Source organism: Pseudomonas sp. GM30 (genome assembly GCF_000282275.2).
In the GTDB taxonomy this organism is placed as follows: domain Bacteria; phylum Pseudomonadota; class Gammaproteobacteria; order Pseudomonadales; family Pseudomonadaceae; genus Aquipseudomonas.
Window position 1 is genome coordinate 49,532 of sequence record NZ_AKJP02000002.1, and the last position, 23,322, is coordinate 72,853.

Genomic DNA, 23,322 nt, shown 5'->3' on the forward strand with positions numbered 1-23,322 from the left:
TCGCCGTTTTTTTCAGTATCACTTAGCCGCGTTGATCGGCTTTTCCGGATACCAGACGTCCAGCAGCGGGCTGACGGTCATGCTGGTCAGTTCGCTACGGTTTTTCAGCCAGGCTTCAACGGCAGCGCGCTGCTCTTCGTTGACCGAGCCACGCTTCTGCAGGCAAACCAGACCGAAGTCATCGCCGCCAACATAACCCAGACCGTTGGCTTCCATGGCTTCTTTGATGAATGCTTCGAGGAAAGCGTCAATGGCTTCTTCGGACAAGTCTTCTTTGAAGTCCAGGTTCAGTTCGAAACCCAGCTCTTTACTTTGACTATTCAGCACGATCTGTCATTCTGACTGCAAGCGCCCTACCACGAGCCTTCCAGCCAATATCATGCTAAATCGAAAAATGACAGTTGTCAAATCCTACCGAGCCATTCGGTACCACCCCCTAATCGCGATCGCTCCGGAGGTTGTAGAACTCCTTGAACGTGCCTCGGCAAAGCACCAAGAGGAAGGTGGTTCAAAGGCCACGGAAATCACCTGCGCACTCAAGCTTCTAGAAGCTTTTTGCGATATCACTGGGCAACGGATCACCCTGGCGACCCTCTTTACGTCGGAGATCGAAAAGATCATGCGGGGGTTTTGCTCTGCGATGGTCGGGGGCGCACTGACGGAACAGAGCGAGACCACCGCCATCACCCGTTGCCGCCTCCTCTACCAAGCAATTGCCTCGATTCCGACTCTGCGCTCAGCAATACATCTTCCAATGTGGGACATAGCGTTGTGCGTGCCAGATCCAATGATTTGCAGCCAGGTGGGTGCGGCAACCGACTACCAACGTTGGTATTGGGGCGGATGGAGCATTGAAGGAACTAGCGGAGCAGTGACCTACCTGCGACTTGCTGAACTCGCACGCCATCATGGACACGCTTATGTGGGCAATATTTACGAAGCTCTTCAAAAATATGGTCGGATAAAGCCTGCCTCAATACGCGCTGAATGGAACCACCTGTTCGATTACCTCACCAAGAACCATGAAATGTGGACGCCTACCAGGCTCTCTACCGAGGAAGGTGTGAAAACGCTCATGCATGAGTTCACTTTCACCTATTTCTCCAATGCTAAAGCAAAGAATAACGACCCCCAGTCTCAGATCAAAAACTGGGCAAAATTTGTGAAAGGTATTGAAGAGTGCTTTTGTAAAAATGGTATTTGGGCGACTCTCACCTCTCCAATAAGAAAGCCACCTGCTTCCACAAAAAGAGGGTCGGACTCTAAAACGTTCGAGGACGCAAATGGAATTATAGTCCAGGAAAAACTGCTCACCAAAATCCCTCTTTATGTAAGTGATTCAGAAGCCGTAGAGCTTTTATTTTTTCATATCAAAAATGATCTGTCCGTAGTACGAAACTGGGCCACTCAACAAGCTGATGATTTAATCGCACGGTATCGTCGTCGGAAATCGCTGGCATTACTAGGTACCTCGATTAAATATACCGGTGGAGAAGCATATGAAAACTACAGTCTTGCGGATATCTGCGCGACACTGGAAGACACAGAATCGGGAATCCCAAAGAAATTCTTGTGCAAAATTCACAACCATATCACTGGCGAATCCTGCAACCAGGCAGACCTAGCCCATCATTATGGTTATATAACCACGGGCAGCCTTTTCCCTCATCAATGCATCTTGGTTCTAGAGCACCCATCAATAATCACAGAGTTTCTTCGTGATTTCGAATTATATAATGAGAACGGGCAGCTCTCGGGATTCGATGAGGACAAGCGCACCATAACCGGGTACAAAGATCGGAAGGAATCGAGTGTCCGAGAGCAAACAATCGAACTCACTGATATTTCCTTTGCACGAGTTCGTGAATTAATTGAAATCACTTCAGACTCGCGCATTAAACTCAAAAACAAAAACGATGACAATTACCGATATTTATTCTTAACCACTGGCAGAGGGTTCCAGAAGCCAAAACAAGCGCAAGTAACGATCTGGAACGATTCCAAATTTAACAATAATAGTGGGCTGCGTGAAAAACTGATCAGCCAATTCCGCCCACACTGCACCCTGCCCGAAAAAGAGTTAGTGGACTTTCTGAAAAGAATTCGACTTACGACAATACGTGCATCAAGAGCCGTGGAAGTATTTATAGAAACTAAAAGTACAGAGGCAATGTCCAAGGCATTAGGCCATGAACACTACTATTCTGACCTGTTAAGTCACTACCTACCGGACGCACTGCTCGCTTTTATTAAAGCGCGCTGGATTCGTATCTTCCAGAAATCAATGGTGTGCTTGGCGATGGAAGATAGCCCCTATCTCGCAAGGGCTACGCAATTCAATAACATGGACGAGCTCGACTTATTCCTAGACAAACACCGAATCAAGGAAATCCCGTCTCAAGTTTCGGATCCTGAACGGATCAAAAATATTCCTATCAATGGTATCAGTGAAGCAATATTTTCGATTGGAACCGCATTCTTGGCGTCATTATTGTCATTGGAGGCGGCTGTTAAAGCTTCAATGCAACTTGATCAGGTGTGCGGAAAAGCAGTGTACTGGTCATCCATAGCGGGCAGGATCAAATCCGAAATTACAAATGGTAAGAATAGGCCACTCAAAAAATACTTAGAGTCCGCCTTAAAATTGATTGATCCGAAAAAAATGGAGAAGCTGATCTATGTCCCTGACCACTGGATATGATTTCCTTCACGACTTCGAGTTCGCCCCTCAGCCGAGGTTTAGCAGGGCTCACTGGCTGCACTCGGAATTTAACGACCATCTCTGGAATATAAAAACCTGTCAGCAAAATCCAATTATCATTGATTGGCAGGTCAGGCTCTGGAATGGGACGCTACTTACTGACTCGCAAAACATCACATTACTAAATTCACTTAAGCACCTCCTTATTGCTTCAGTAGATGGCATGAATGGGGAGTTCACAACTCTCGCAGCCGAAACGAAAAATATCCGCTTGAAATGCTCGATGCGCACCATCGACTACCTGTTGATTCACGCCCAAGAACTTCAGTTAGTGAATCTCGGCATGGCCGCACTCGATTTCGATGATATGAAATTTATTCTTGACCAACTTTCATCATCTTCGAGATCCGAGGATTCAATATATGACTGGCACAATCGCGCAACTGCTTTCTTCAAAGAGAAATTGCGAGATTTTACCGAGCACGACGCCGAGAAATATTTCTTAAAATATTCAGCTATGAGTGTAGTCAGTGACGATCAGCTTGAAGGATATGAGTTAGATATCCCCGTTGAGTACATCCCAAGGTTGCGGGCTGCGCTTATGGAAGCGGGATTCTACTATAGAAACAACGTATACGGATTCGCGGTAAATACAAAAAAGCTATCGCAGCATCTTTACTCAGACACACTCAGAGGAAAGCATACACAAAAAACCACATTTGACGCCTTGAGTTTTTTTCCCAACGAGCCGATTCATAAGCGCGAGTACCCGGCTGTCGCTGTCACAACAGGAAAATCCGAGCGACTACAGGAAACGTATTTATTTTATTACCGGTACTTCTTTACATGCAGTGCCATGTTAGAAACACTGGGATTACCTTCACCCGCCAATACAGATCTGCTCTCAGACTATTCCCCGAAAACGGGTATATCCGCTCGTTTCAGAAGCGTTCCATCTGATGTTCTCCTTTCGCTTTTTAGGAAAAGCACCGAGTTTCACATCGAACATGGCCGGAATATTCTAAACGGCTTTATCAGAGTTGCAGCGCATTGCCAGAAAAACAGGGTTTCAATGCACCAACTGGGCTCCGAATCGATCCGGAGAATAGTTGGGCCAACGCTGATCAAGCTAGGTGTAAAAAAACTAGGCCTTTCGTGCTTTAGGAAATCTAGCTTTCATGGTACTCGCAAAGAAAATATAACAACATATTACAAAAACCTTCGAGCCAATCATGGCCTTCTAGAACTTGTACATGTATATATAGGAAGCGTGCAACTGATCGTGGGTATGATTATGGCCCGACGCATGGATGAACTGGTAACACTGAATGCGAAAACATGCCTAGACACCTCCAGATCATGGTTAATTTTTCGCCTAGGGAAATCAATCAAAAAAGCTTTAGGTCTTAGGCAGCGGGAATCGCGACCAATTGACGCAATTGCGGCTGAAATGATCGAGGAGCTTCGTCGCTTCCAAAAAATCCTCAAGCGCGTGGGGGTGATTGACGATATGACCGATCTATTTTCAACACCCTATCTTTTAGGCTATGGCGGACTTAATAAAGCCTCACGCTACCAATACAACCGGTGTTTTGACTTTGTTTGCGACTACTTCGATACCCCGTTAACCTCGGCAGGAAAACGTTACTACATCCGACAACATCAACTCAGAAGATTCTTTGCGATGATGTTCTTTTATTCCAATAGCTTCGGAGATTTGGACACGCTTCGGTGGATGCTAGGCCATAGAGACATTGAACACGTATGGAGATACCTGACGGAATGCCTCACGCCAAAGGAAATTCACGGCGCAGGCGCAAGGTATTTTACAGAATTAGCGAAGAGCGACCGACTAGATAACTACCAAAATCTTCAAGAGTTACTCGCCGCTAGGTTTGGCACAGACCGGTTCTCTTTGGTGGATGAGCAAAAAATTGAGCAATATCTCGTAAACATGTTTGAGGAAGGAAAGGCGCACATTGAGCCCCAGTTTTTTACAGACGAAAATGGTAAATCCATGCGCGTCCTTTTTATTGTCAGCTGAGTCTCCACGAATGAAAAATTTGACAAATAGAGAATTAATCGATCAATCCATTGATAATATTTTCAGCCTCTTATCAGAAATTGGATGCCATCCATCTAATTTCGTTGCTTACGAAAATGTAGTAAAAGCACTAAGCAGCCAGGGCGGATTGTGTGCTTTGCATATAGACTTTCACATTGGATCGAACCAATATTCAATTCAGCCAATGAGCCTCAACACGCTAAAAAAGCGCCTATTAAATAACGGGCCGGATCGCGATTTCGAGTATCTAGATAGACTGCGATTGCATGCCCTCATGGCTATAACCCGCCACAACGCACCTCCAATCATCGCGCCCCAAAAAAGGACTAAATCATTTTTAGAGGGCCAGATGATCGAATCCGAGTCAAGCTTATCTCGCTTACACGCTGTGAATATGGTGCTCATACAGGCATTAGAAGTCAATCGGCGAGACCTACTTACTATTTCACAGACCACCAATCCCGAGATTCGGCAAAAAAGGATCAATGATGCAATCAATCGAATTATCAAGATTTTAAGCTTGAATCCAGCGCCTTACGATGACCTCACCCTCATCTCCAAACAAACTCACTTACAATTGGTGCCTAATGAAAAAAAAGATCACTGATTATCCTAACTCCTCACAACTTTTCACGTTGATTCCAGTTTTATCGCTTTATGACTCCTTATCGCAAAACAGACTTAAGGTACTGGATGCGAGCAATTTACCTTTTTTGACTTGGCCTGACGGCTCTCCGTGCTTACAAGCTAACGCATACATGATAAAGCTACGCATGAGATCTGGACGAGGTGGGGACGGGCCGTCCAGACTGGGTAGCAAAGGCGGTACGTTTGGAGATTACGCAGGCAAGATCAGCCACCTGTTAAGATTTTGCTACTTTAACAAACTAGCTTTGAACTCTCTTTCGGACGATGATTTTTATGATTTCATTGATGGGTTACGGAAAGCTAGAAAACTCAACAACCCTAAGCAACAAAAAAGATCTGAAAGGACGATAACCAGCATCGGAAGAAGGTGCTTGAGCTTTTTAAGCTACATAGGGGAAATGAATCTTTTTAATAACTATGTTGGAGTTGATGGAACTATTGCAATAGAAATGATCGACTCTGTGGCCTATCGAAATGGCAAAGCGTTTAAACGTTCAAGCGTTCACCACCGCTCCTTTAGACGTAGAGTCAATGCTAAGAAGACTCGCAAACCAATTTCCGAGCCAACAATTCAAAAAATGCGGGATGCAATAGATGGAATGTCCCCTTCAGACTTCCTGTACGAGCGTAGGCACCTTATGATTTCCGTACTTGAGGAAACTGGTGCGCGTCGCGGAGAGATTCAGCCTATCACTGTCGCTCAAGTTTACGCTGCTGCTGCGATGAAGAAACCCACTATCACTCTCAACACCCTTAAGAGGGGCGGTGATACGACCCGAGACTTAGAAATTAGCCCAACCTTGATAACAGAACTGGTGGATTTCGTTCGTGGGACGCGTCGGCTAGTGATGGAAAAATCCCGTTTTCGACCAGACCATGGTTATCTATTCATCACCGAGCGCGGCGGACGTCCACTTCAAACAGACTCCTTCACCTCCGAGTTCTCGCTCATTAGGCGCAGCGCAGGAATAGAAGTTCAGGCTTGCGCTCATCTCTTCAGACATGCTTTCTGTACAAATATTGTTGCCAGCCTCATTGTGGAAATCCAAGCGCAAAGCCCCGACTCCTTCAGACAAACACTTCTGACCGACAAAGCGTTAGCTGAGTACGCCATGGCCAAATCAGGACATGCAACCCTCGAAGGTTTCCTTAACTATGTTGACGCAGCATTTAAGATCAAGTCAAAATTCGAGAACGTCATTGAAAATATTTCTACAGCCCAAAACAACGCAGCTTATGTGCGCAGGAATGAACATCTCTTCCAACAGCTCAAGACAGGAAGAATCAGCACGGAAAAATATATTGAACTCAAGGAAGCACTTTTTACAGATGAGGGAGCACTTTAATCTGTTTAGTCATAAATAGAAATAGATTCAGACTTATTTTGGTGCAATGCCTTGAGCATCAGTAGCTCCGACAGAATGGATCCAAAAACCTGACAGTCATGTCAGTTGTTAGCAACTTCAAAATTTAGCGGCGACGAATTTGGCTTTTACGTCTGAATCTGTCTTCATCGCGACGACCTTGTTTGTAGCCGAGGAGGTAATAGTCACGGCAAAGCCAACCCGCGTTATGGATTGCGAAATCAGGTATATCGATAGGCATCGGGCCGACGTATAGTTTCTTGCAGTCAGGTTGACCAGGCCGGGGCACTCGGTAAGGTTTTAAATACTGACCAGAGACCCCGAGCGACTCATCTTGCTCGGCAATCTCCACCTGCCACCCAAATAATCTAAGCAATTCAATATTCAGCCGCTCAACATCTCAGCTTTCCATAATGCCTCCTCTCGCGTGGTTCTGCTCTCCCTTTTAATATGTCGATTGAGATATCCAATTTGCAACATCAAAGGTGACCGTGCCATTACTAATCAAAATTAGTGTTAAAAATATGCGCCACCCACCGCTCAGAAGCTTCACTTTCACTGCCCAGAGATGTCCGAATTCAATGCTCAGCTTGATTGCTACGCGCCGTTCTAAATCGCGCGAAAGGATAACTACTTCATCCGTCTACTCAATAGAATGCGGTTAGCCGGGATAAAAGTAGTCTCGTTTTAAGCTTTGTCCGGGATGCAAAGAATCACCCGATCAAGGTCATACACGTCTTCCTCCGAAGCGACCTTGTTCTTCGCAAGTAGCACCTGTTTCATCCAAGGTTCCATTTTTTTATTTTTCTGTCCAGCGCCTCTCTGCTGTTTTCACTCGGTGGGTTTTCAGAGACGGAGAGCGTGCGATCAAGAGCGTCTCTACGGCCCCGCCGCCCCTCCCGAAAAAACCTCTTGCATGCCTGCCGATTTTTTACTAGCTTGAAAAAAGGCCACCGGCCTGGGCTAGCACGCCTGAGCATCTGTCAGCTCCAGTGCATTGATTCAACGATCCAACTCGTATCTCCCCGAAAGACCTGAGGGCGATTCCGAGCGTAATCGACAGACCGGATCACAAAACACTACTCAGCCACCTTTTGATGGAGATGCTTATGCATTCCAAAATCGATACTCAAGCTGCATTCGACCGACTTGCTCACGCCGTCCACGCGACTGTCCAAGACCACTTCACACTGAAGTTCGACCACTTGCGTCAAGGGTTGTGCGCTGGTGTTGGATTGAAAAGCCACGCCGCAATGCTCTCCAAACTCAATAACGGCGAAAACGTCGACATGCGCAAGTTCAACCACCTTGCCCTGATTGACCGCCTGCAATCCATGGGTGTCTCTCGCACCACGGCAGAAGCGACCAGCGCCATCATCGACGGACGCCGCCTGGTTGTTAACCTGCAAAAGCAGCCTCCCAACCCTCGCTACTCCAACTCATCCTATATTCTGGATGTGGAAGCTCTTGATCACCAACAAGGCAGCGTCACGGAACCTTTCTTTTTCATCATGCCGACTTTCGGAGATGCGAATGATGTTCCGTACCAAGTTGACTCAGCTTACTTCTATCGTCACAGCAGCGAGTTCTCCGTTTCTCGTCATCCGAATGGCCGTGGCCTGCTCACAGTCGAGGGGTTCGACAGTCGCTGGGGGGGTGGTTTGTATGTGTATGACACTCGTAGCCAGCAAGATGACCGAAACTGCAAGCAGGTAGTCAGTGCAGCTCTTGCCCGCACGATCCTGCCCGCCATTTCGCCCCGCTTCAATTGCCAGCTGTATAAGCCTGATGGCTACGATCAGGGTGCCTGGAAGCTTCGCGTTAGCCTGGGAGATGCCGCGAAGAAGCTATTGGGAAATGGGCGCCTGATAGTGCAAATCCCCGCACAGGAGAAGCGCACCTTTTATCCAGACAAAGGCTACCGTTTTGACGTGGACAGAATGGAGTTCAAGGATGGCCTCCTTGAAGCGCACATCTACACCAATGGCATCTCCGAGGACGAAAATCCAACACCAATCGGTGAAGTCCGGGCCGAGACAATTCGGGTCATCTACATGGCGCTGGAAGAGCTTGGCTTGGACATCCCTCCTTATTGGCTGCGAGACTAAAGCGATGCCATGGCAATGGACGAAGCCCCACAGGCTTCCCATTGCCATTCCCCTTCCACTAGACGACGCTACGCCAGCTTCGACCCCATCTAAATGCCAGGTGAACACTCCCACAGATCCCTGACTTTAATACGGTTACGCTGGAATCCAATTCAGCACCGAACGCAAACATCTCCCAAGCAGTAGACCACTTCACCAAGCTTCCCGAGTCGCAAAGTACTTGCGACAGAAAGTGTCGATCCTCCCCACCAAAATTCGACTACCATCGAACAAGCGGAGAACAGGTAGTCATAAAGCCACCAACAATAAAAAAGGCCCAATCAATGCGATTGGGCCTTTGCAATTGGTGCGGTAAGCCCGCTTCCATGGCACCGCGATCACTTGTAAAGCGCAGGGACACAAGGCAGGCATCGAACAAGGCTACATTGATAGTTTTCGCGCAAAGCGAAACATCACATCGTCAAGCCAGCGACTGTAGGTGCTCGGGGACGCGGGGATCATGAGCTGGCGTTCTTCAAGGCTCTGTTCTGAACGGTGCGGCATAGAAAAACTGCTGGACGAGCCCGTTGGTGGTTCAGCAAACTGCTTGTAGGCCACACCATACAATCCAAGCTGGAACCATCCCCCTTTCCCTTCGTTGAGCACATCAAAAGCCGCTTGTGCCGCCTGCCTTACCAGCGAGGGTGAGATGTAATACGAGTTGAAGGGATTACTGGATGACGATGGGTTGGCCAGGGAAATCGATAACCAACTCATTCCACTATCGTGATGCCTCCACACCAGACCTTTGGTATCTAGCCCCGTGAGCTCGGCACTATCAAAATCATCGTACCCCGCCTTGAGGGTACTGAGGCCCGCCTGACAGAGTTTCAGGAAAAACGCCTCGTGTTGCGTATGAACGACGCGCAGACTACCTGTAAGCGCAGGTTGCGGCAGAAAGGCAAGCTCCAGGCGCGTGTCTTCATTCCGACTTCCCCACCGTCCGTTACCGTATCGTTGCTGAAGCTGGTGGATGAACTCCTGTTCAGTGATGGCTTGGCGGCTGACCGTCAGTTGATTGAGGGCGCGAACGATACCGTCCGAAAGATCATGTTCGCTGGAAAAGGTTGCCCGGAACAGACCATCAACGTAGTCAGACACTTCCCACTGGAACTCTTTCTGCGCCCCCTCAACAGGTGTGCCTTGCAGAAACGCCAGGATTGGCTTTCCGCCAGCCTTTGCTCGACGGAATTCCTGCTGCGTCACTGATTCTCCACTACTGGTTTGAAAGCCAAAATCTGCTCCCAGAATGAGTACCACCACGTCCGCCTGATCAACCTCCGTCATGCATGCTTCCTGGGAAGAATAAGGCCTTGCACCAAAGTCCTCGCACATGACTGGGGTATGGCCAAGCAGCGAGACGGCCTTCCTGGCCGCAGCACGATATTGCTCAAAGTTCCGCACAACGGAGCTGACAAACACCTTCATAGAGATCCCCAGTAAATGCCTACGCGCCCCCTGTCGTAGAAGCATAGTGATCATACCGTCTGGCTGACGTGTCATGTCACTGCAAACCCTTCCTTTCCTTGCCCTCTCAGTGGACAAACCTACTGTTGTGAGAAAGGGGGCTTTTGATCGGTGTCCACGACCGCACCAGTCAACGGCGATCCATTACAATGATCTCAGCAAAGGACATCGGCTTTCCACATCATGACATTCGGATGCCTATAACGAACTCAAGGACTACTGCATGACCGCCATCGCCAGCGATCCCACAACCCAACTTGCATTTTCCATGTATGAGAACAAGGGCGTATATGCCGTTCTGCTCGGGTCTGGGGTATCACGCTCTGCGGGGATCCCCACGGGCTGGGAAATCACGATGGAGCTGGTCAGGCGCGCAGGCATTGCCTGGAACGCGGGTGAACAAGAGGACTGGCTCTCCTGGTACGTAGGTCAGACAGGACAGCAACCCAATTACTCATTACTGCTGGAGACACTCGCCAGTACGCAATCGGAACGACGAGCGATCATTCAAGGTTTCCTCGAACCCAACGAGCAGGAGCTGGAAGATGGTCTAAAGGTACCTACACGAGCACATCGCGCGATCGCTGCCATGGTCAAATCCGGCCACGTGCGCGTCATTATCACCACCAACTTTGACAGATTGATGGAGAACGCCTTACGCGACCTTGGAATCGAGCCGACAGTGGTTAGCTCGGTCGATACCTTGCTCGGTGCGGAGCCGCTTACCCACACGCAATGCTACATCTTCAAGGTACACGGCGATTACAAGGACGCGAGGATTCTCAACACAGACATAGAGCTGGGTGATTATCCTTGCGAATTTAACAACCTCCTTGACCGCATCATTGATGAGTTTGGGCTGATCGTCGCCGGGTGGTCTGGCGAATGGGATCACGCGCTGAGGGCTGCATTTCTTCGGGCCCCGTCTCGGCGCTACCCCACCTTTTGGCTGGCAAGAGGTCGACTGTCCGAGCGAGGAAATGAGCTGGTAGCGCACCGACGCGCAACAGTCGTGAGCGGTGCTGATGCAGACGCTTTTTTTGACGGACTGAATGTGAAACTTGAGACCATTCAGCAGTCACGCCAGCCCAACTCCCTCGGAATCGATCTCACCATCGCAATGGCAAAGCGCTTCCTTGCCAAACCCGAGCACAGAATTCAGTTGGACGATTTGGTGGCAAGTCAAACCCATCAAGCCATTGCCCACTTCGCACCGATTTTCGAATCTCGCGAAGATCGCAGATCCCAATCGTTCACTGACTGGGTGTTGATGTTTGAATCAACCATCGAACCGCTAGCAAGGCTTTGCACTGTGCTAGGACGCTGGGGTACCGGGAGTGAACTGAATCTGGTGCTGGACGCCATTAAAGGGCTTTACGTCGAAGCGCAAAGGGAGCAGTCCGGCTACACCCACTGGCTGGCGTTGAAGAGCTACCCAGCTGCTTTGATCATGTATGGCTATGGCATGGGGCTTACCCGCGCTGGCCGCCTAGCTGACTTGTACAAACTCCTTGGCTCTGCACTGGTGAACAAGCGCGAGACGCCAAGTGTCATGGGAGAGACGCTATCACCTTTCTACGTCGAGGATGGCACCGGCTTGATTCAACATTGGAGAGGATTCGAAGGTCAGAGCAATGCTAAAACGCCTATGAGTAATAGATTGGCCAGTGTACTGACAGCTCGCTGGGCACAGAACTTTGCCGGTGTACATGACCCAGTGCTTCTCTATGAGAGATTCGAGTTTCTGTGCCTTCTGCGCTTCGCCCAAGAACGCGGTGTCGATGAAGGCGTGCTCAATGACATGATCGGGAAAAACCAGTTCCGGCACATCGCAATGGGACGTCTTTCTTGGAACTCCGAGACCATCAAACGCTTTGCCCATGAGTATTCGACGGACGAGCACCAGGCCCCTCTACTTGCTGCTGGATTCGCCATGGGCAGCCAGTCTTACCTCAAACGCTTCCTGGAAGGTCTGCTCCGTGTGTCCGGCTGGTGAGCTTCAGATTTGAAATCCTTTAGCCGGAATCATCGCTCGCAGAATTGAACGACAGTCCGAGCAGATCACACCGCTTCCAGTTTTGACTACATGGCAGTGATTAATCGCATTCCGTAACCTGTGAAATGCTCGGATCTGTACGCACAACTCTTCAACAGGAGGCCGCTTTGGCCACAAACATCATCACTCACGGTGGCCACGACGCCCTCAAGGCAGAGCTCGATCACTGGTGGCGTGTCTACCGCCCTGAGATCACCCAAAAAGTCACATGGGCCGCCTCACTGGGAGACCGCAGCGAAAACGCGGACTACCAGTACAACAAGAAACTGCTGCGCGAGATTGATCGAAGGGTCAGGTATCTGCGCAAGCGGTTGGAGGATGTCAAAGTCGTCGACTACTCCCCCGAACAGGAGGGGAAGGTGTTTTTTGGTGCTTGGGTGGAAGTCGAAAATGACGATGGTGAGCTCAAGAGATTCCGGATCGTGGGCTACGACGAAATTTATGGGCGAAACGATTACATCTCTATCGACTCCCCTATGGCTCGGGCCCTGCTTAAGAAAGAGGAAGGCGACGAAGCAACAGTTCAGACGCCAACCGGCGAAGCCACATGGTACATCAACAGCATTTCTTACCAGAGCCCGGCATAAGGCTAGTCATCGATGTCATCAGCCCGTCAGTGAGCTGCCAGTGATATGCGACGAGGCGCCTAACTGATGCGGTAAATATCGTGGCTGCGTTGTATGAGCGGCGGGCGACCAGCAACCCAGAACGCCAACCGCTCAGCGGTCAGCGGTCAGCGGTCAGCGGTCAGCGGTCAGCGGTCAGTTATGTGGTGACGAAAGAGCCTTTCTGCAAGTCAACGTAACCACTGTCTCGCCCCTTATCCAGCATATTTTCTAGCTTACTTGAGCTCGTCCTCCTACCGATCGTGTCGCTTCAGCTCAACCGAGATCGTCTTGATCTCGCACCTGGATAGTCATTGTCCGGTTGTGTTCTTAGCAACAACTTAGGCTCAAGATCTGCGGCTGCGCTTGAATGCGACGAGTGCCTCAAGCGCCTGAGCGACACTCATCCCCCTAGCTCTTTCTTGATAACAAAGTCCGCATCGAACGTAGCAGGATCACTCTCCGTAAAGTCTGGATAACCGTAAATGGGCGGTGCACACGCCTAACGAACTCCATCGCCCTTATCGCCCGTTCCGGTATCTCCGCCTCGCAGGTGGGAGGTTGGCGGGGTCGTTGCTACCGCCGCTTTCCTCCAATGCGAAGGCCTCTGATCGTCAGCCAGCAAAGAACGGTTTCAAAGCGACAAATGCAAGCCCTACCGTGCAGGCGAGATAAATCAGAACAATTATGGTGGGATTACGAATTACCTGGGTTAACGGAGACGGTGCAATGCGCCTGACAAAAAAATTCATTCCACCGCTTACGATGATTAATAAAATCATTATGCTGACAAATAAAGCAATGACCCCATACTCTTTAGTTTCAATTGTGACTCGAAATGCAACCAAGACAAATGAAGACAACATAGTAACCGCGGCGCCTAGCAACCACAGGGAAAGATCGCCCGCAAGGCGGCGGATAATGCCTGCGGGACGCCCTTTCATGAAACTCTTAAAGCTGGGATTTTCTAAAGTCTCCTCCAGATCTTTAAAAAGTAGAGCCGGAAGACAAAGCAGTAAAGCTACGCTGCCCAAACTGTTGACCAGTTTTCCAAGTGACTTCCCCATCCGATCCAGGTAATCGATTGGTTTGATATCCATTACTTCAATAGCGTAGTACGCCGCAAGTGTTGAAATAACCGCCCATACGATCGCCCTGAAGATGAGATCACGGTATAGCTTGTGTTTAAGCCAGTCATCGAAATCATTTTTGTCGGTTGCCACTCACTTAAGCTCCATAATAAATCAATAGAGTCAAAATGATATCACAAACGAAAGTAGCTGATCGTAAGAGCGTTGCCGTAAAGACGAGCCTTCAGGATACTTGTGCAGACAAGCGAAGCACACACTCAGGTAAAGCATCGTAAAATTTCTTTGCAATGCAGTTGTCAGCGACTTAGTGCCAGATTTTCGGTGAGATCGAGCACCTGCTTTCGATCAGCTTTTTTAAGACAGTGAAAGCACTGCAGAAGATGCGCCGTCTCATCGTCCTCGCAGTAAAAATACGGCACCGGTAAATTCAGGACAGCAGCAATCTGCTTCACGACGTTTTCACCTGGCTGATGAACGCCCTTCTCGTACTGATTCATCCTTGCCGACGCCGACGCTGGCTCAATCCCGGCATCTATTCCCAAGCGCTCCTGGGATATCCCTCTTGCCTTGCGCGCCTCCTTCAACCGCTTGCTGAACGTCGTCATTTCTCATCGCCGAAAGGCTCAGAGATTCTTAGATTCGGCTTGAGCAGATACTAAGTATTCCTTAGTATTCGGCAGAAATATCTTTTTGCCATCACTCCAAACGCAAGGACAGGGATCAAAATGAAGGAAATGCAGATCACAGACGGGCGACTCGACGAAAAATCGCGTGGCTTCGGCGGGGACATGGTCAGCTACCACTACTGGAAAATTGACGGCAAGAAACTCGAAACGCTCGAAATCCCGGATACGCTTGATGCGCATATAAAGGCGGGTGATCGAGTTCGAGTGACCTCCCAATACGGCAAAGACAAGGTCAACAGAATCTGGGCGATTCAGGTCGACGGAGAACCAGTCCGCTCGGTAGTCAATGTCCCGTTCATTGCTGTTTCCCTGGGAAGGCTCAGCATCCTGCCTCTGATGGTCGCCATCTTCACGATCTTCGTTGCCTATGGTTTCTGGGAGAACAGCGCCAACCATCGCAGCTTCCACGGCTCGTCCTACCAGTTGGGCTGGATCACACTCAATTTGTTCGTCAGCTATCGCTATATGATTAAGCCAATGTTGATCATCACGCGCGGCATCAAGGCGTTTCGCGAATATTGCGCAAAAACCCCTGCATCAGCATCGACGTCCAATTGAATCGAGCGCACAGCGGTACACACCCCTAGAGCCAATAAAGTGAATCAGGTTGAGATGAGTCCAAACAGAGACCAATGCGCATTTGGCAGACAAGCAAAAGTCGGGGTAACCAATGACGTAGGCTTTATCGCGGATTCAAGAGATTTTCAGATTCGGGCTGAGGGTGGCAGGTGTCTTGCCAGCCCCATCAGCGAACGCTAGGAGGGAGTACTTTGGTCATAACCCCAGCGCATTATATTGCGCTAGGAAACCAATAATTGAGGGGGTTTGGCGCATTATAATGCGCTGACCGTATCCCCATCACCCTCTCAATGTCTTTGAAAATGACGAAGACTATTGGCCTGATGGCTGGGATTTTTCAAAGTCTGAAGCGAATGCTTTGAAGGAGGTGCCTTTCATGGACTCAAAACAAAATCACGGCCAAGACGTAACGACGCCAGAACTTATCCGTCGCCTAGCCGAGCAGGTCTTTGGCAACAAAGCGAAAGCCGATCATTGGCTGAACCAGCCGACAGTTGAAACCGGTGATTGCTCGCGGTTGCAAATGGCTCAAAGTCGAGTGGGATATGAAGTCGTGAAAGCAGAACTCGATAGGCTCAACCATGGGTTCGCCGGTTAATGCCCCCTTCTTGAGGGATCGACATGATCATCTTTGATCTCAACACAAACGACGCCGAGGCTTTGCTTCGGCATGCGCAAACATTCGAACCGGATTCGGGCGATGCTCGTGAAGATCAGCGACGGCGTGAGGCGCTGCTCGATCTGGGCGACGCGCTTTTATCGCATCTGCAAAAACCGGCACACGAGACAAACCATTCCTGATTCAAACAGAGCTACTCAAGCGATAATTGGCGTCTAAGTGAATCGGCCTAGCGACACAATGTTGGTCGCCAGGTCGATGATTTATCGAAGGGCAACGACGATCTCAAGTTTCTGTTCGTCGTCAGGCAGCCCTATTCTCTTCAGCATCGCTGTAGCGTCCTCCTCTATCGCGGCTAGCGCATCAATACCGCTCTGCCCTCCATGTCGGCCTCTTCCCAGTGTGAGATCAGAGATACATACCTCACGTCTTCATAACACGCCGCCGGCACATGCGCGGGAACGCCGTTCGCTTACATTGATTACTACCACGTCTCCCCGCAGGCCTACGGAATTCTGTTTGGTGTCGGAATTGTGGGAATCATGGTTGCTAATCAGCTTAATGCAAGGCTAGTCAGGAAAGTGGGCAGTGATCGGCTGATGCGACTGGGAGCGCTGATGGCTGCACTGTCGAGCCTCTGGCTGGCGATCGATGCATGGAACGGTATTGGCGGACTTGCGGGATTGGTCGCGCCGCTGTTCGTGTTCGTCTCGGCGGCGGGCTTAATCGTCGCCAACACGATTGTCGGAGCGCTGGACAGTTTCCCTCATATGGCTGGAGCGGCTTCTGCACTGATAGGGACGTTGCAGTATGGAACAGGGATACTAGGATCGGGTTTGGTTGGCGCACTGGCAGACGGTACCCCGAAGCCGATGGCGACAGTGATCGCAGTGTTCGGAGCAGCCAGTATGGTGTGTGCGTTTTGGGTGGTTGGCACTGATGCACTCATCCAGAAGAATCTAGCACGCCATTTGGATCACCAATCATAGGTGGCACAAGGCACGAAGGGACGACACCTCCACACACGGCCCAGTGTTGCGACGCGTCCCCATCGCACAGAGGAACTTAGGATGTCAGCGAATTGTGCGACTATAAATCTGGAAAGTAGGTGCTCGATCCTGGAACTCATGAGGGCTGCGGCTAATAGTGACATAGCAGTCCTCCTTTTCTGTCGAAACAGCCTAAGGGTAGGCGAAACGAGAAAACAGATGGCGCAGAGTGCGAAATATTTAAAGCCTCATGGGCAATGGGTTCGTCAAGCACGAGCGCGGAAACCTAAGCTTTTAGAGCTCGGTTGCCTGCAGAAAATGGAAGTTTGACTAAACTCGAACTAGGTTTATGACTTCTATTTTATTTCAAAGGCAGTCGGGACAAGCTTTGCATAACGAGAACAATGGAAATGCGCAAGAAATCTCAGTCATGGTTTGTCACACTCCTGATTTTTTTTGCTGTTCTTTGGACAATAGGCAAAAAAGACGCGCCTTCCGCTCAGTTGCAATCCAGCCCCAATCCCCCTCCGAATCCGCTGTTCTAAACACCTGCGCCTTCACCAGCCACTGACTTATCCGCTGAGCAATACGTAAATACCGATAAATTGAATGTACGGGATCAAACGGATGGAAAAATCATTTCCAAACTAACTCGTGGCGCCAAGGTTCAGGTCTATCAAAGGCGGGATGATTGGGTACGCATAAGTATCGATGGTCAAGCTGCGAAATGGCTTTCTTCCAAAAGCCTTTGTAGCGACTTGAACTGCTCCCCTACCTCTCAAGCGCCGCCTTCAATTTTTCAGTTGAGGCCTGTCCGCAGGCAAGCCCCAGGAATACGGTTCCTCCTGTCCTTGCTATTCAGGACACGTTTGCATCGGGCCAAGAGGGGGGCGCTACTGCATAACATCGGGTGGTAACAAGCGCTACGGTATTTGAGGAGTGTTTCAAGCTCACACGATAACTCTCCATATGCCACTACCTATAACGCGATAAGGGGTATTAACCGGCACCTTGCAGTTTTTTATAAGGCTAATAACGCTTCGTCCGCTTGGATCAACGGTATGGCAAATTGAAATCGTCGTTCCCTAAGCCAATCCCTCGTTTTATCGATATCGAAAATTTGCCCTTGCTCCATCAGTGCCAACAAAAGCTCGTCCGATACCCGGTAGTGTCCACAATCAGGACAATTCCTTTCCTCCCAAGGGCCGGTGCACTGGATACGCTCCGCGACTCCAACGCAGATTAGACACGTCACTGTTGTCCCCTCTCACCCTTGTTCCTGTTCCAGGGCTAGCTGCTCGCTAAGGCTCACCACTGGCCCTATGCTCGCACCCAATTTACTCTCGACCTTTAGAATTGGATCGAAGTTCAAGAAGATGACGTTGTTAGCGCAGACAGGTCGTAATCACCTCCCAGGTTTTTGTTTTCAATGGACAATTCTGTGCTTCAACATTATCGGCTCGGAGTACATCATCTTCATACTCACTGCGAAGCTTGCTTACTTTTACCTAAAGCTCCGTCCTCGCCTCACCCAATAGAAGGCTATGTGCCCACGTCATGCCACCGACTGAGAGACGCTCTGTAAAGCATGCTCCGCACGTTTCCGCTGACCAAACGTCTTGCGCACAACCTCTACCAGCAACGGAAGCGGGAAGAGTCGAGCAATCCTGGCCTCCGCTACCAATTTCCCGTAAACCTCCTTTTTCAGTCAGTGCGCAACAGAGGCGGAGATCTTCGTACACGTTTTCCCAAGCCAAGGTTAGCCGAGTAACGTGAGAGAACTTTGACATGACCATGGGAGTCGTACGCCCATGAAATGCAACTCATCTCGCCCTTTGCTTGCAAAGAACAGTTCGTACCTCTTATTTCCTGTTTGGAGAAGCTCTATGGTGCACGCAGATTTGCTCCCTTCCCTCCTTTTCAAAATCAACGAAAATCAGATCGCATTGCAGGCTGCAATCATGGAGCTGTCCAATTGGGTAGAACAGCGCGGGTCAGCAGACGTTTCCGATAACGTACGAGGAGCACTGGAAACGATAGAACGAAATGAAGAATTCATTGGCATGAGTTTGGCCATACTTTTGGCGCCCGAGTAGAACTGCGCGAAATTAGATTTGTCATGCCAACGCAGCATGAAGCCTATCATTTAAAGTGCTAATCAACCTAAAGGACAGAGGATAACACGTCGAAAGTGTTGTCAAACTTGATATATAGGAGTCGCGCAAAAATGAAAAAATTCACTGCTTTACCCATCACGGCAATTTTTTTAACAAGCATATTAGGAATTGGGGGTTGTGCTCAAAACCTAGGTGGTGATTCCTATTCCAGAGAAGATGCGCGGGCGGCACAAACTGTCCGGATGGGCACAATCTACTCTTTAAGGCCGGTCAAAATTGAGGGAACAAAAACACCCATAGGAGCGGGTGCGGGAGCCATTGTTGGTGGCGTTGGAGGTAGCGCAATTGGTGGCGGGCGCGGCAGCATTGTCACAGCTGTCATAGGCGCGGTGGCCGGCGGACTGATAGGCTCTGCCACAGAGGAAGGCTTGATGCGCACTCAAGGTGTGGAAATCACCGTCCGAGAGGATGATGGCAGCATGCGCGCGTACGTTCAACAGGTACAAGAAAATGAAGTTTTCCGAACAGGAGAGCGAGTCAAAGTATTGACTGTAAATGGAACCAGTCGAGTAACTCACTGACGTCCAACCCTCGCTTCCAGCCTATTCTAAGACTAGGCTTGTACCAATTTGCTGATTGGGAGCAGAACGCATAAAACGATGGCGGATGACTATGCCGATCATGAAAGATGATGTGTTGGTGAAAGCGAAAAATCATTTAATTTTTTTCTCTGAAGCCAGAAATGAAACAGCTTTGCTTAAGCTGTACAACGGTGCGTTTGGTTATGGCCAATCTCTTTGGAAAATTGGATTGATAACCGCTCTATACCTCAAAGGAGAAGCTGAAAGCGCACCAGTGGAAAGGTTTCATCGCAATTCCTCTTCATATAAAATCTCTAATTAGAAGTGGAGCTTGTGCCTTGATTTACGAAAATAATCCACCTTTCGAAGCATTCATGTTGCTCCCTGACAGCCTCTATCCATTGTGGCCCCGAAGTCGTACCGGCCGACACTAGCAACATCATTCGACAGGTAGCTGCATCTAATTGTAAAAGCAGCTCATGAGAGCGAATTCTGAAATCGTCAATATCGTTCATCTTTTTGACCCGCAAACTATTACAGCCCGCATGAACTGATATTTTTTTAGACTGGGATTGAATCCGAATGGTCAAGCGAAGCGACGAACGGCCTCTGCATGCATTGTTATAGCTGTTATTTCAGAGTGAATGAAATGAAAATATATTCAAGATTATTTTGACTCAGCAATGACTTTCCCAGCCTCACGAATCAGTTGTCGCCACTCTGTAGCTGAAATGACTCCGATATGCTCTAGCCTGTCAGCCATTTTTAACAGCTTCTCATAATGCTCCTCCGGAGTGAGATCGATTTGCGGGCACATGTACAGCTGGCGCCACGCTATAAGCATTTCCCTCTTATGATCAGCATGCATGACAGCATCCCCCGTTTATCTCTTATTGGAATTTACATTTAAATCCAAACGCCCGTCCTGGGCAACCTATGAATTCAGCAGACGCCAGCATCTCTCCCCACTGAATTTACAATGACGAGATGCGAAGGTTGGAACGACATCGTGTGTGCGACGTTCGTTTTTTTTGCATACCAATGGTCGGTTTGCAGTGAGCTCCTAACCATTTCTGGAGCATTCTGCACCTGAATCCCCCCTCATGAGCGATCCTTCGAACTATACGACGCATTTCCCTATCAGAGTCATAGATAGCGCGATTAAACGAAAAGGACGAAGACTCGGTACAGTGTGACAACTGAGCCAAATCGAGGAAATTATGGAAAAAGGCGCCCCATTACCGACAGATGAAGCCATTCGCTTGGCGAAGGTTGCTGATCTATGTCCCTTTGAAAGCAACTCAGACGAGGTCTTCGATAAGATAGTGTCGATGACTGCGGAGTTCTTCGATGCACCGATATCCTTGATAACTATTGTTGAACGTCATCGCCAGTGGTTTCGAGCACGTGTTGGTATTGATGTCAATGAGACGCCGCGAGAAACCTCATTTTGTGCTTACTCCATTCTCACAAAACAGCCACTGGAGGTGCTCGACGCTCGTCTCGATGATCGCTTTAAGGACAATCCTCTTGTGACTGGCCCTCCATTCATTAGATATTATGCTGGTGCTCCTTTAGTGACTGACGATGGACTGAGTCTGGGAAGCTTGTGCATCATAGATACAAAGCCTAGGCCTGGGATGAACACTCGTGAAAAGTCCATGCTTGTTTATTTCGCAGAACTCGTAATGATGCGGATCACGGGTGTTCGTGTACGCAACTTCGTTGATCAGCCGACAGGGCTATTCAATAGACTTCGACTAGAAGAAGACATTCGAGAAGTGCTGCACAATGGCGAAACAGCACAACTCGTAGCAATTGATGTATTAACGCCAAAATTCCTTAACGACATGGTCAAAGCATTAGGTTACAACTTTGCTCAGGATCTAGTGCTTGCCATTAAATCTCGACTTTTGAAATTCTTGCCGGAACGCTGTCACTTATACAAAGTCAGTCCCACACGCTTTGGATTCATATCACCTGGCTTACGTCCACTCGCCCAGTTGTGCGGCCCCATAGTTGAGGATTTTAAGGAGCCGATTGAATGTGACGGTATCCCTATACTCATGCAGGTGGGAGTGGGAGTATTGGCACTAGAAAACAGGAATCAACTTACACAAGACTGGCTCAGGTTGGTGGTTAGCTCCGCTGATAACGCTCGGGATCGAAAAACTGGTTGGGCAGGCTATGAAAGTAAATTCGACGAAGCACACCAGAGAGCATTCATGCTTCTGAGCTATTTATCCAATGCTTTGAAGTGCCCTAATCAACTGTGGCTCATGTATCAGCCACAGGTTAATCTGAAAACAGGACAGTGTACGTGTGTAGAAGCATTACTGCGTTGGACGCATCCCGTTCTCGGATTAGTAAATCCTGCGGAGTTCATCCCACTGGTGCAAAAAACCGCCCTTATGCAGCCACTTTCAGAGTGGGTACTTCACGAAGTCATACGTCAAGCAAAAGCGTGGCAATTGGAAGGTAAAGCTGTTCGGATAGCGATGAATATAACAGTGAGCGACCTTGAAAGTCCGGCTTTTGTCGATCGTGCGGAAAGTTTGCTGGCGGCGTTCGGTTTACAATCCAATAAGATAGAAATCGAATTCACAGAAAGCGAACTGATAACGAATGCCGCTGAAGTATCTCTACAACTGCAGCGCTTACGAGCGTTGGGAATGGAGATCTCTATAGATGACTTCGGTACAGGTTACAGCAATTGGACATATCTACGTCAGATACCAGCTACTACAGTTAAATTAGACCAATCACTGACTTCGCGGTTGAACGAGGATGAAAAAAACCAACGCCTCGTAAGAACTTTGATTGAGCTCGCCGATCGCTTGGATTATCGCATCGTGGCTGAAGGTATCGAGACAGAAGAGGTACTGAGACTGGTTAAAGATTGGGGCTGTACGGAAGGTCAAGGCTATCTTTTCGCGAAACCAATGTCAGCTGTCTGCTTTGTCGATTGGCTTGATTCACGCGTTCTACGTGATGATCCACGCGCAAAGCTAACACACTCAGGATGAAAGCGTATCAGCAAGGCGGGTAGCTACTGCTAGCTCTCTACAACCCTGCCTGCGTCCATCAGTCGCTTGTGAATGGCACCTTGAAAAAACACAACTACACTTTTTCATAACAACACATGCCTGAGCAAGCAATTATGCCCGACAAACCACTCCTACTTTCATTGTTACTTATTCTAATAATCATCGTGACGGGAGCAACGTTTTCGATCATTAGTTTGATAGAGAATAACTTGCTATAGAAAATCACATCAAAAGCGATTGTACGCATGCTGCCTCCCTAAAAATAGGCGACGAAGATATAAAAACTAAGGCTAGCCAGAGGAAATGATGAACATAAATATTACCAATATAAGCTATCTAAGGGACACGTTTTTAGGCCCCATTTCGAAAAGTATTGAATGTGGTGTTGTGATCACTCCAATCACCCCAAGCGCTTTCCAAATACAAATTATCGCTCCGTTTCCCAGTGACTTACATAAAGCGTGCCATTTGACTATAGACACTTCATCCGGAAAACTGTCCGGCGTTATTGTTCATACTCGAAAGACAGACAATGGCGATATAGAATTTCAAATAGATAT

At 48.9% G+C, this 23,322-nt stretch carries 20 protein-coding genes; 16 read left to right on the forward strand and 4 right to left on the reverse strand.

What is annotated here, in order from left to right; all coding sequences use genetic code 11:
* Window positions 1–18: 18 nt before the first annotated feature.
* Entirely contained in the window at window positions 19–327 is a 309-nt protein-coding gene (locus tag PMI25_RS01485; RefSeq protein WP_007961045.1) for a 50S ribosome-binding protein YggL, read from the reverse strand.
* Window positions 328–394: 67 nt separating this feature from the next.
* Here PMI25_RS01485 and PMI25_RS01490 point away from each other — a divergent pair, with 67 nt between their 5' ends.
* The 5 genes from PMI25_RS01490 to PMI25_RS01510 all read left to right on the forward strand — a co-directional run bounded on the left by PMI25_RS01490 (window position 395) and on the right by PMI25_RS01510 (window position 8,886).
* Window positions 395–2,701, forward strand: a complete 2,307-nt coding sequence (locus PMI25_RS01490; protein WP_045121940.1) for a hypothetical protein — start codon at window positions 395–397, stop codon at window positions 2,699–2,701.
* Window positions 2,679–4,745, forward strand: coding sequence for a hypothetical protein (locus PMI25_RS01495; protein WP_007961041.1), 2,067 nt, complete (start codon window positions 2,679–2,681; stop codon window positions 4,743–4,745). Before PMI25_RS01490 ends, PMI25_RS01495 begins: the two co-directional genes overlap by 23 nt.
* 10 nt (window positions 4,746–4,755) lie before the next feature.
* Window positions 4,756–5,373: a hypothetical protein gene (locus PMI25_RS01500; protein ID WP_007961039.1), complete on the forward strand. Its 618-nt coding sequence runs from the start codon at window positions 4,756–4,758 to the stop codon at window positions 5,371–5,373.
* Window positions 5,354–6,760: a tyrosine-type recombinase/integrase gene (locus tag PMI25_RS01505; protein ID WP_007961038.1), complete on the forward strand. Its 1,407-nt coding sequence runs from the start codon at window positions 5,354–5,356 to the stop codon at window positions 6,758–6,760. The genes PMI25_RS01500 and PMI25_RS01505 overlap by 20 nt, the downstream gene beginning before the upstream one ends.
* A 1,127-nt stretch (window positions 6,761–7,887) precedes the next feature.
* A complete protein-coding gene (locus PMI25_RS01510; RefSeq protein ID WP_007961036.1) occupies window positions 7,888–8,886 on the forward strand; it encodes a hypothetical protein in 999 nt (332 codons plus the stop codon).
* A 420-nt stretch (window positions 8,887–9,306) separates the two neighbouring features.
* Here the strand turns inward: PMI25_RS01510 and PMI25_RS01515 are convergent, their stop codons facing one another.
* Window positions 9,307–10,353, reverse strand: coding sequence for a DUF4062 domain-containing protein (locus tag PMI25_RS01515; protein ID WP_081755183.1), 1,047 nt, complete (start codon window positions 10,351–10,353; stop codon window positions 9,307–9,309).
* A 262-nt stretch (window positions 10,354–10,615) separates the two neighbouring features.
* On the opposite strand from PMI25_RS01515, the gene PMI25_RS01520 reads away from it, so the two are divergent.
* Together PMI25_RS01520 and greB are read left to right on the forward strand one after the other, a co-directional pair.
* Window positions 10,616–12,388: an SIR2 family protein gene (locus PMI25_RS01520; protein WP_007961034.1), complete on the forward strand. Its 1,773-nt coding sequence runs from the start codon at window positions 10,616–10,618 to the stop codon at window positions 12,386–12,388.
* Window positions 12,389–12,555: 167 nt separating this feature from the next.
* A complete protein-coding gene (gene greB / locus PMI25_RS01525) occupies window positions 12,556–13,035 on the forward strand; it encodes a transcription elongation factor GreB (protein ID WP_007961033.1) in 480 nt (159 codons plus the stop codon).
* A 632-nt stretch (window positions 13,036–13,667) separates the two neighbouring features.
* On the opposite strand, the gene PMI25_RS01530 is transcribed toward greB, so the two are convergent.
* Both PMI25_RS01530 and PMI25_RS01535 read right to left on the reverse strand, forming a co-directional pair.
* Window positions 13,668–14,276, reverse strand: coding sequence for a hypothetical protein (locus PMI25_RS01530; RefSeq protein WP_007961032.1), 609 nt, complete (start codon window positions 14,274–14,276; stop codon window positions 13,668–13,670).
* Between the two features lie 164 nt (window positions 14,277–14,440).
* On the reverse strand, window positions 14,441–14,749 hold the full coding sequence (locus tag PMI25_RS01535; RefSeq protein ID WP_045121941.1) for a helix-turn-helix domain-containing protein: 309 nt from the start codon (window positions 14,747–14,749) through the stop codon (window positions 14,441–14,443).
* A gap of 120 nt (window positions 14,750–14,869) precedes the next feature.
* On the opposite strand from PMI25_RS01535, the gene PMI25_RS01540 reads away from it, so the two are divergent.
* The 9 genes from PMI25_RS01540 to PMI25_RS01575 all read left to right on the forward strand — a co-directional run bounded on the left by PMI25_RS01540 (window position 14,870) and on the right by PMI25_RS01575 (window position 22,741).
* Window positions 14,870–15,388 (forward strand): hypothetical protein, encoded by a 519-nt coding sequence (locus PMI25_RS01540; protein ID WP_007961031.1) that lies wholly within the window; start codon window positions 14,870–14,872, stop codon window positions 15,386–15,388.
* A 397-nt stretch (window positions 15,389–15,785) separates the two neighbouring features.
* Window positions 15,786–16,007 (forward strand): MbcA/ParS/Xre antitoxin family protein, encoded by a 222-nt coding sequence (locus tag PMI25_RS01545; RefSeq protein WP_007961030.1) that lies wholly within the window; start codon window positions 15,786–15,788, stop codon window positions 16,005–16,007.
* A gap of 23 nt (window positions 16,008–16,030) precedes the next feature.
* Window positions 16,031–16,210: a hypothetical protein gene (locus PMI25_RS01550; RefSeq protein WP_007961029.1), complete on the forward strand. Its 180-nt coding sequence runs from the start codon at window positions 16,031–16,033 to the stop codon at window positions 16,208–16,210.
* 435 nt (window positions 16,211–16,645) lie between these two features.
* Window positions 16,646–17,017, forward strand: a complete 372-nt coding sequence (locus PMI25_RS01555; protein ID WP_007961027.1) for a hypothetical protein — start codon at window positions 16,646–16,648, stop codon at window positions 17,015–17,017.
* A 605-nt stretch (window positions 17,018–17,622) separates the two neighbouring features.
* Window positions 17,623–17,934: an SH3 domain-containing protein gene (locus PMI25_RS29550; protein WP_238547059.1), complete on the forward strand. Its 312-nt coding sequence runs from the start codon at window positions 17,623–17,625 to the stop codon at window positions 17,932–17,934.
* A gap of 969 nt (window positions 17,935–18,903) precedes the next feature.
* The gene (locus PMI25_RS29555; RefSeq protein WP_007961026.1) at window positions 18,904–19,113 is read left to right on the forward strand and encodes a hypothetical protein; all 210 of its coding nucleotides are present in this window, start codon (window positions 18,904–18,906) and stop codon (window positions 19,111–19,113) included.
* 131 nt (window positions 19,114–19,244) lie between these two features.
* A complete protein-coding gene (locus PMI25_RS27815; RefSeq protein WP_081755173.1) occupies window positions 19,245–19,715 on the forward strand; it encodes a glycine zipper 2TM domain-containing protein in 471 nt (156 codons plus the stop codon).
* A gap of 85 nt (window positions 19,716–19,800) precedes the next feature.
* A complete protein-coding gene (locus PMI25_RS28465) occupies window positions 19,801–20,037 on the forward strand; it encodes a hypothetical protein (RefSeq protein ID WP_150113591.1) in 237 nt (78 codons plus the stop codon).
* Between the two features lie 898 nt (window positions 20,038–20,935).
* Complete coding sequence (locus PMI25_RS01575; protein WP_007961023.1) at window positions 20,936–22,741, forward strand: sensor domain-containing phosphodiesterase; 1,806 nt, start codon at window positions 20,936–20,938, stop codon at window positions 22,739–22,741.
* The last annotated feature ends 581 nt before the right edge of the window (window positions 22,742–23,322 follow it).

Excerpts from the sequence above, each read along its gene's own strand:
- PMI25_RS01540 (WP_007961031.1), top strand. The coding sequence starts at position 14,870 with ATGAAGGAAATGCAGATCACAGACGGGCGACTCGACGAAAAATCGCGT.
- PMI25_RS01550 (WP_007961029.1), top strand. The coding sequence starts at position 16,031 with ATGATCATCTTTGATCTCAACACAAACGACGCCGAGGCTTTGCTTCGG.
- PMI25_RS01575 (WP_007961023.1), top strand. The coding sequence starts at position 20,936 with ATGGAAAAAGGCGCCCCATTACCGACAGATGAAGCCATTCGCTTGGCG.
- PMI25_RS01510 (WP_007961036.1), top strand. The coding sequence starts at position 7,888 with ATGCATTCCAAAATCGATACTCAAGCTGCATTCGACCGACTTGCTCAC.
- PMI25_RS01555 (WP_007961027.1), top strand. The coding sequence starts at position 16,646 with ATGGCTGCACTGTCGAGCCTCTGGCTGGCGATCGATGCATGGAACGGT.
- PMI25_RS01500 (WP_007961039.1), top strand. The coding sequence starts at position 4,756 with ATGAAAAATTTGACAAATAGAGAATTAATCGATCAATCCATTGATAAT.
- PMI25_RS01505 (WP_007961038.1), top strand. The coding sequence starts at position 5,354 with ATGAAAAAAAAGATCACTGATTATCCTAACTCCTCACAACTTTTCACG.
- PMI25_RS01515 (WP_081755183.1), bottom strand. The coding sequence starts at position 10,353 with ATGAAGGTGTTTGTCAGCTCCGTTGTGCGGAACTTTGAGCAATATCGT.
- PMI25_RS29555 (WP_007961026.1), top strand. The coding sequence starts at position 18,904 with ATGGTGCACGCAGATTTGCTCCCTTCCCTCCTTTTCAAAATCAACGAA.
- PMI25_RS01495 (WP_007961041.1), top strand. The coding sequence starts at position 2,679 with ATGTCCCTGACCACTGGATATGATTTCCTTCACGACTTCGAGTTCGCC.
- PMI25_RS01535 (WP_045121941.1), bottom strand. The coding sequence starts at position 14,749 with ATGACGACGTTCAGCAAGCGGTTGAAGGAGGCGCGCAAGGCAAGAGGG.
- PMI25_RS27815 (WP_081755173.1), top strand. The coding sequence starts at position 19,245 with ATGAAAAAATTCACTGCTTTACCCATCACGGCAATTTTTTTAACAAGC.
- PMI25_RS01490 (WP_045121940.1), top strand. The coding sequence starts at position 395 with ATGACAGTTGTCAAATCCTACCGAGCCATTCGGTACCACCCCCTAATC.
- PMI25_RS01545 (WP_007961030.1), top strand. The coding sequence starts at position 15,786 with ATGGACTCAAAACAAAATCACGGCCAAGACGTAACGACGCCAGAACTT.
- PMI25_RS28465 (WP_150113591.1), top strand. The coding sequence starts at position 19,801 with ATGACTATGCCGATCATGAAAGATGATGTGTTGGTGAAAGCGAAAAAT.
- PMI25_RS01520 (WP_007961034.1), top strand. The coding sequence starts at position 10,616 with ATGACCGCCATCGCCAGCGATCCCACAACCCAACTTGCATTTTCCATG.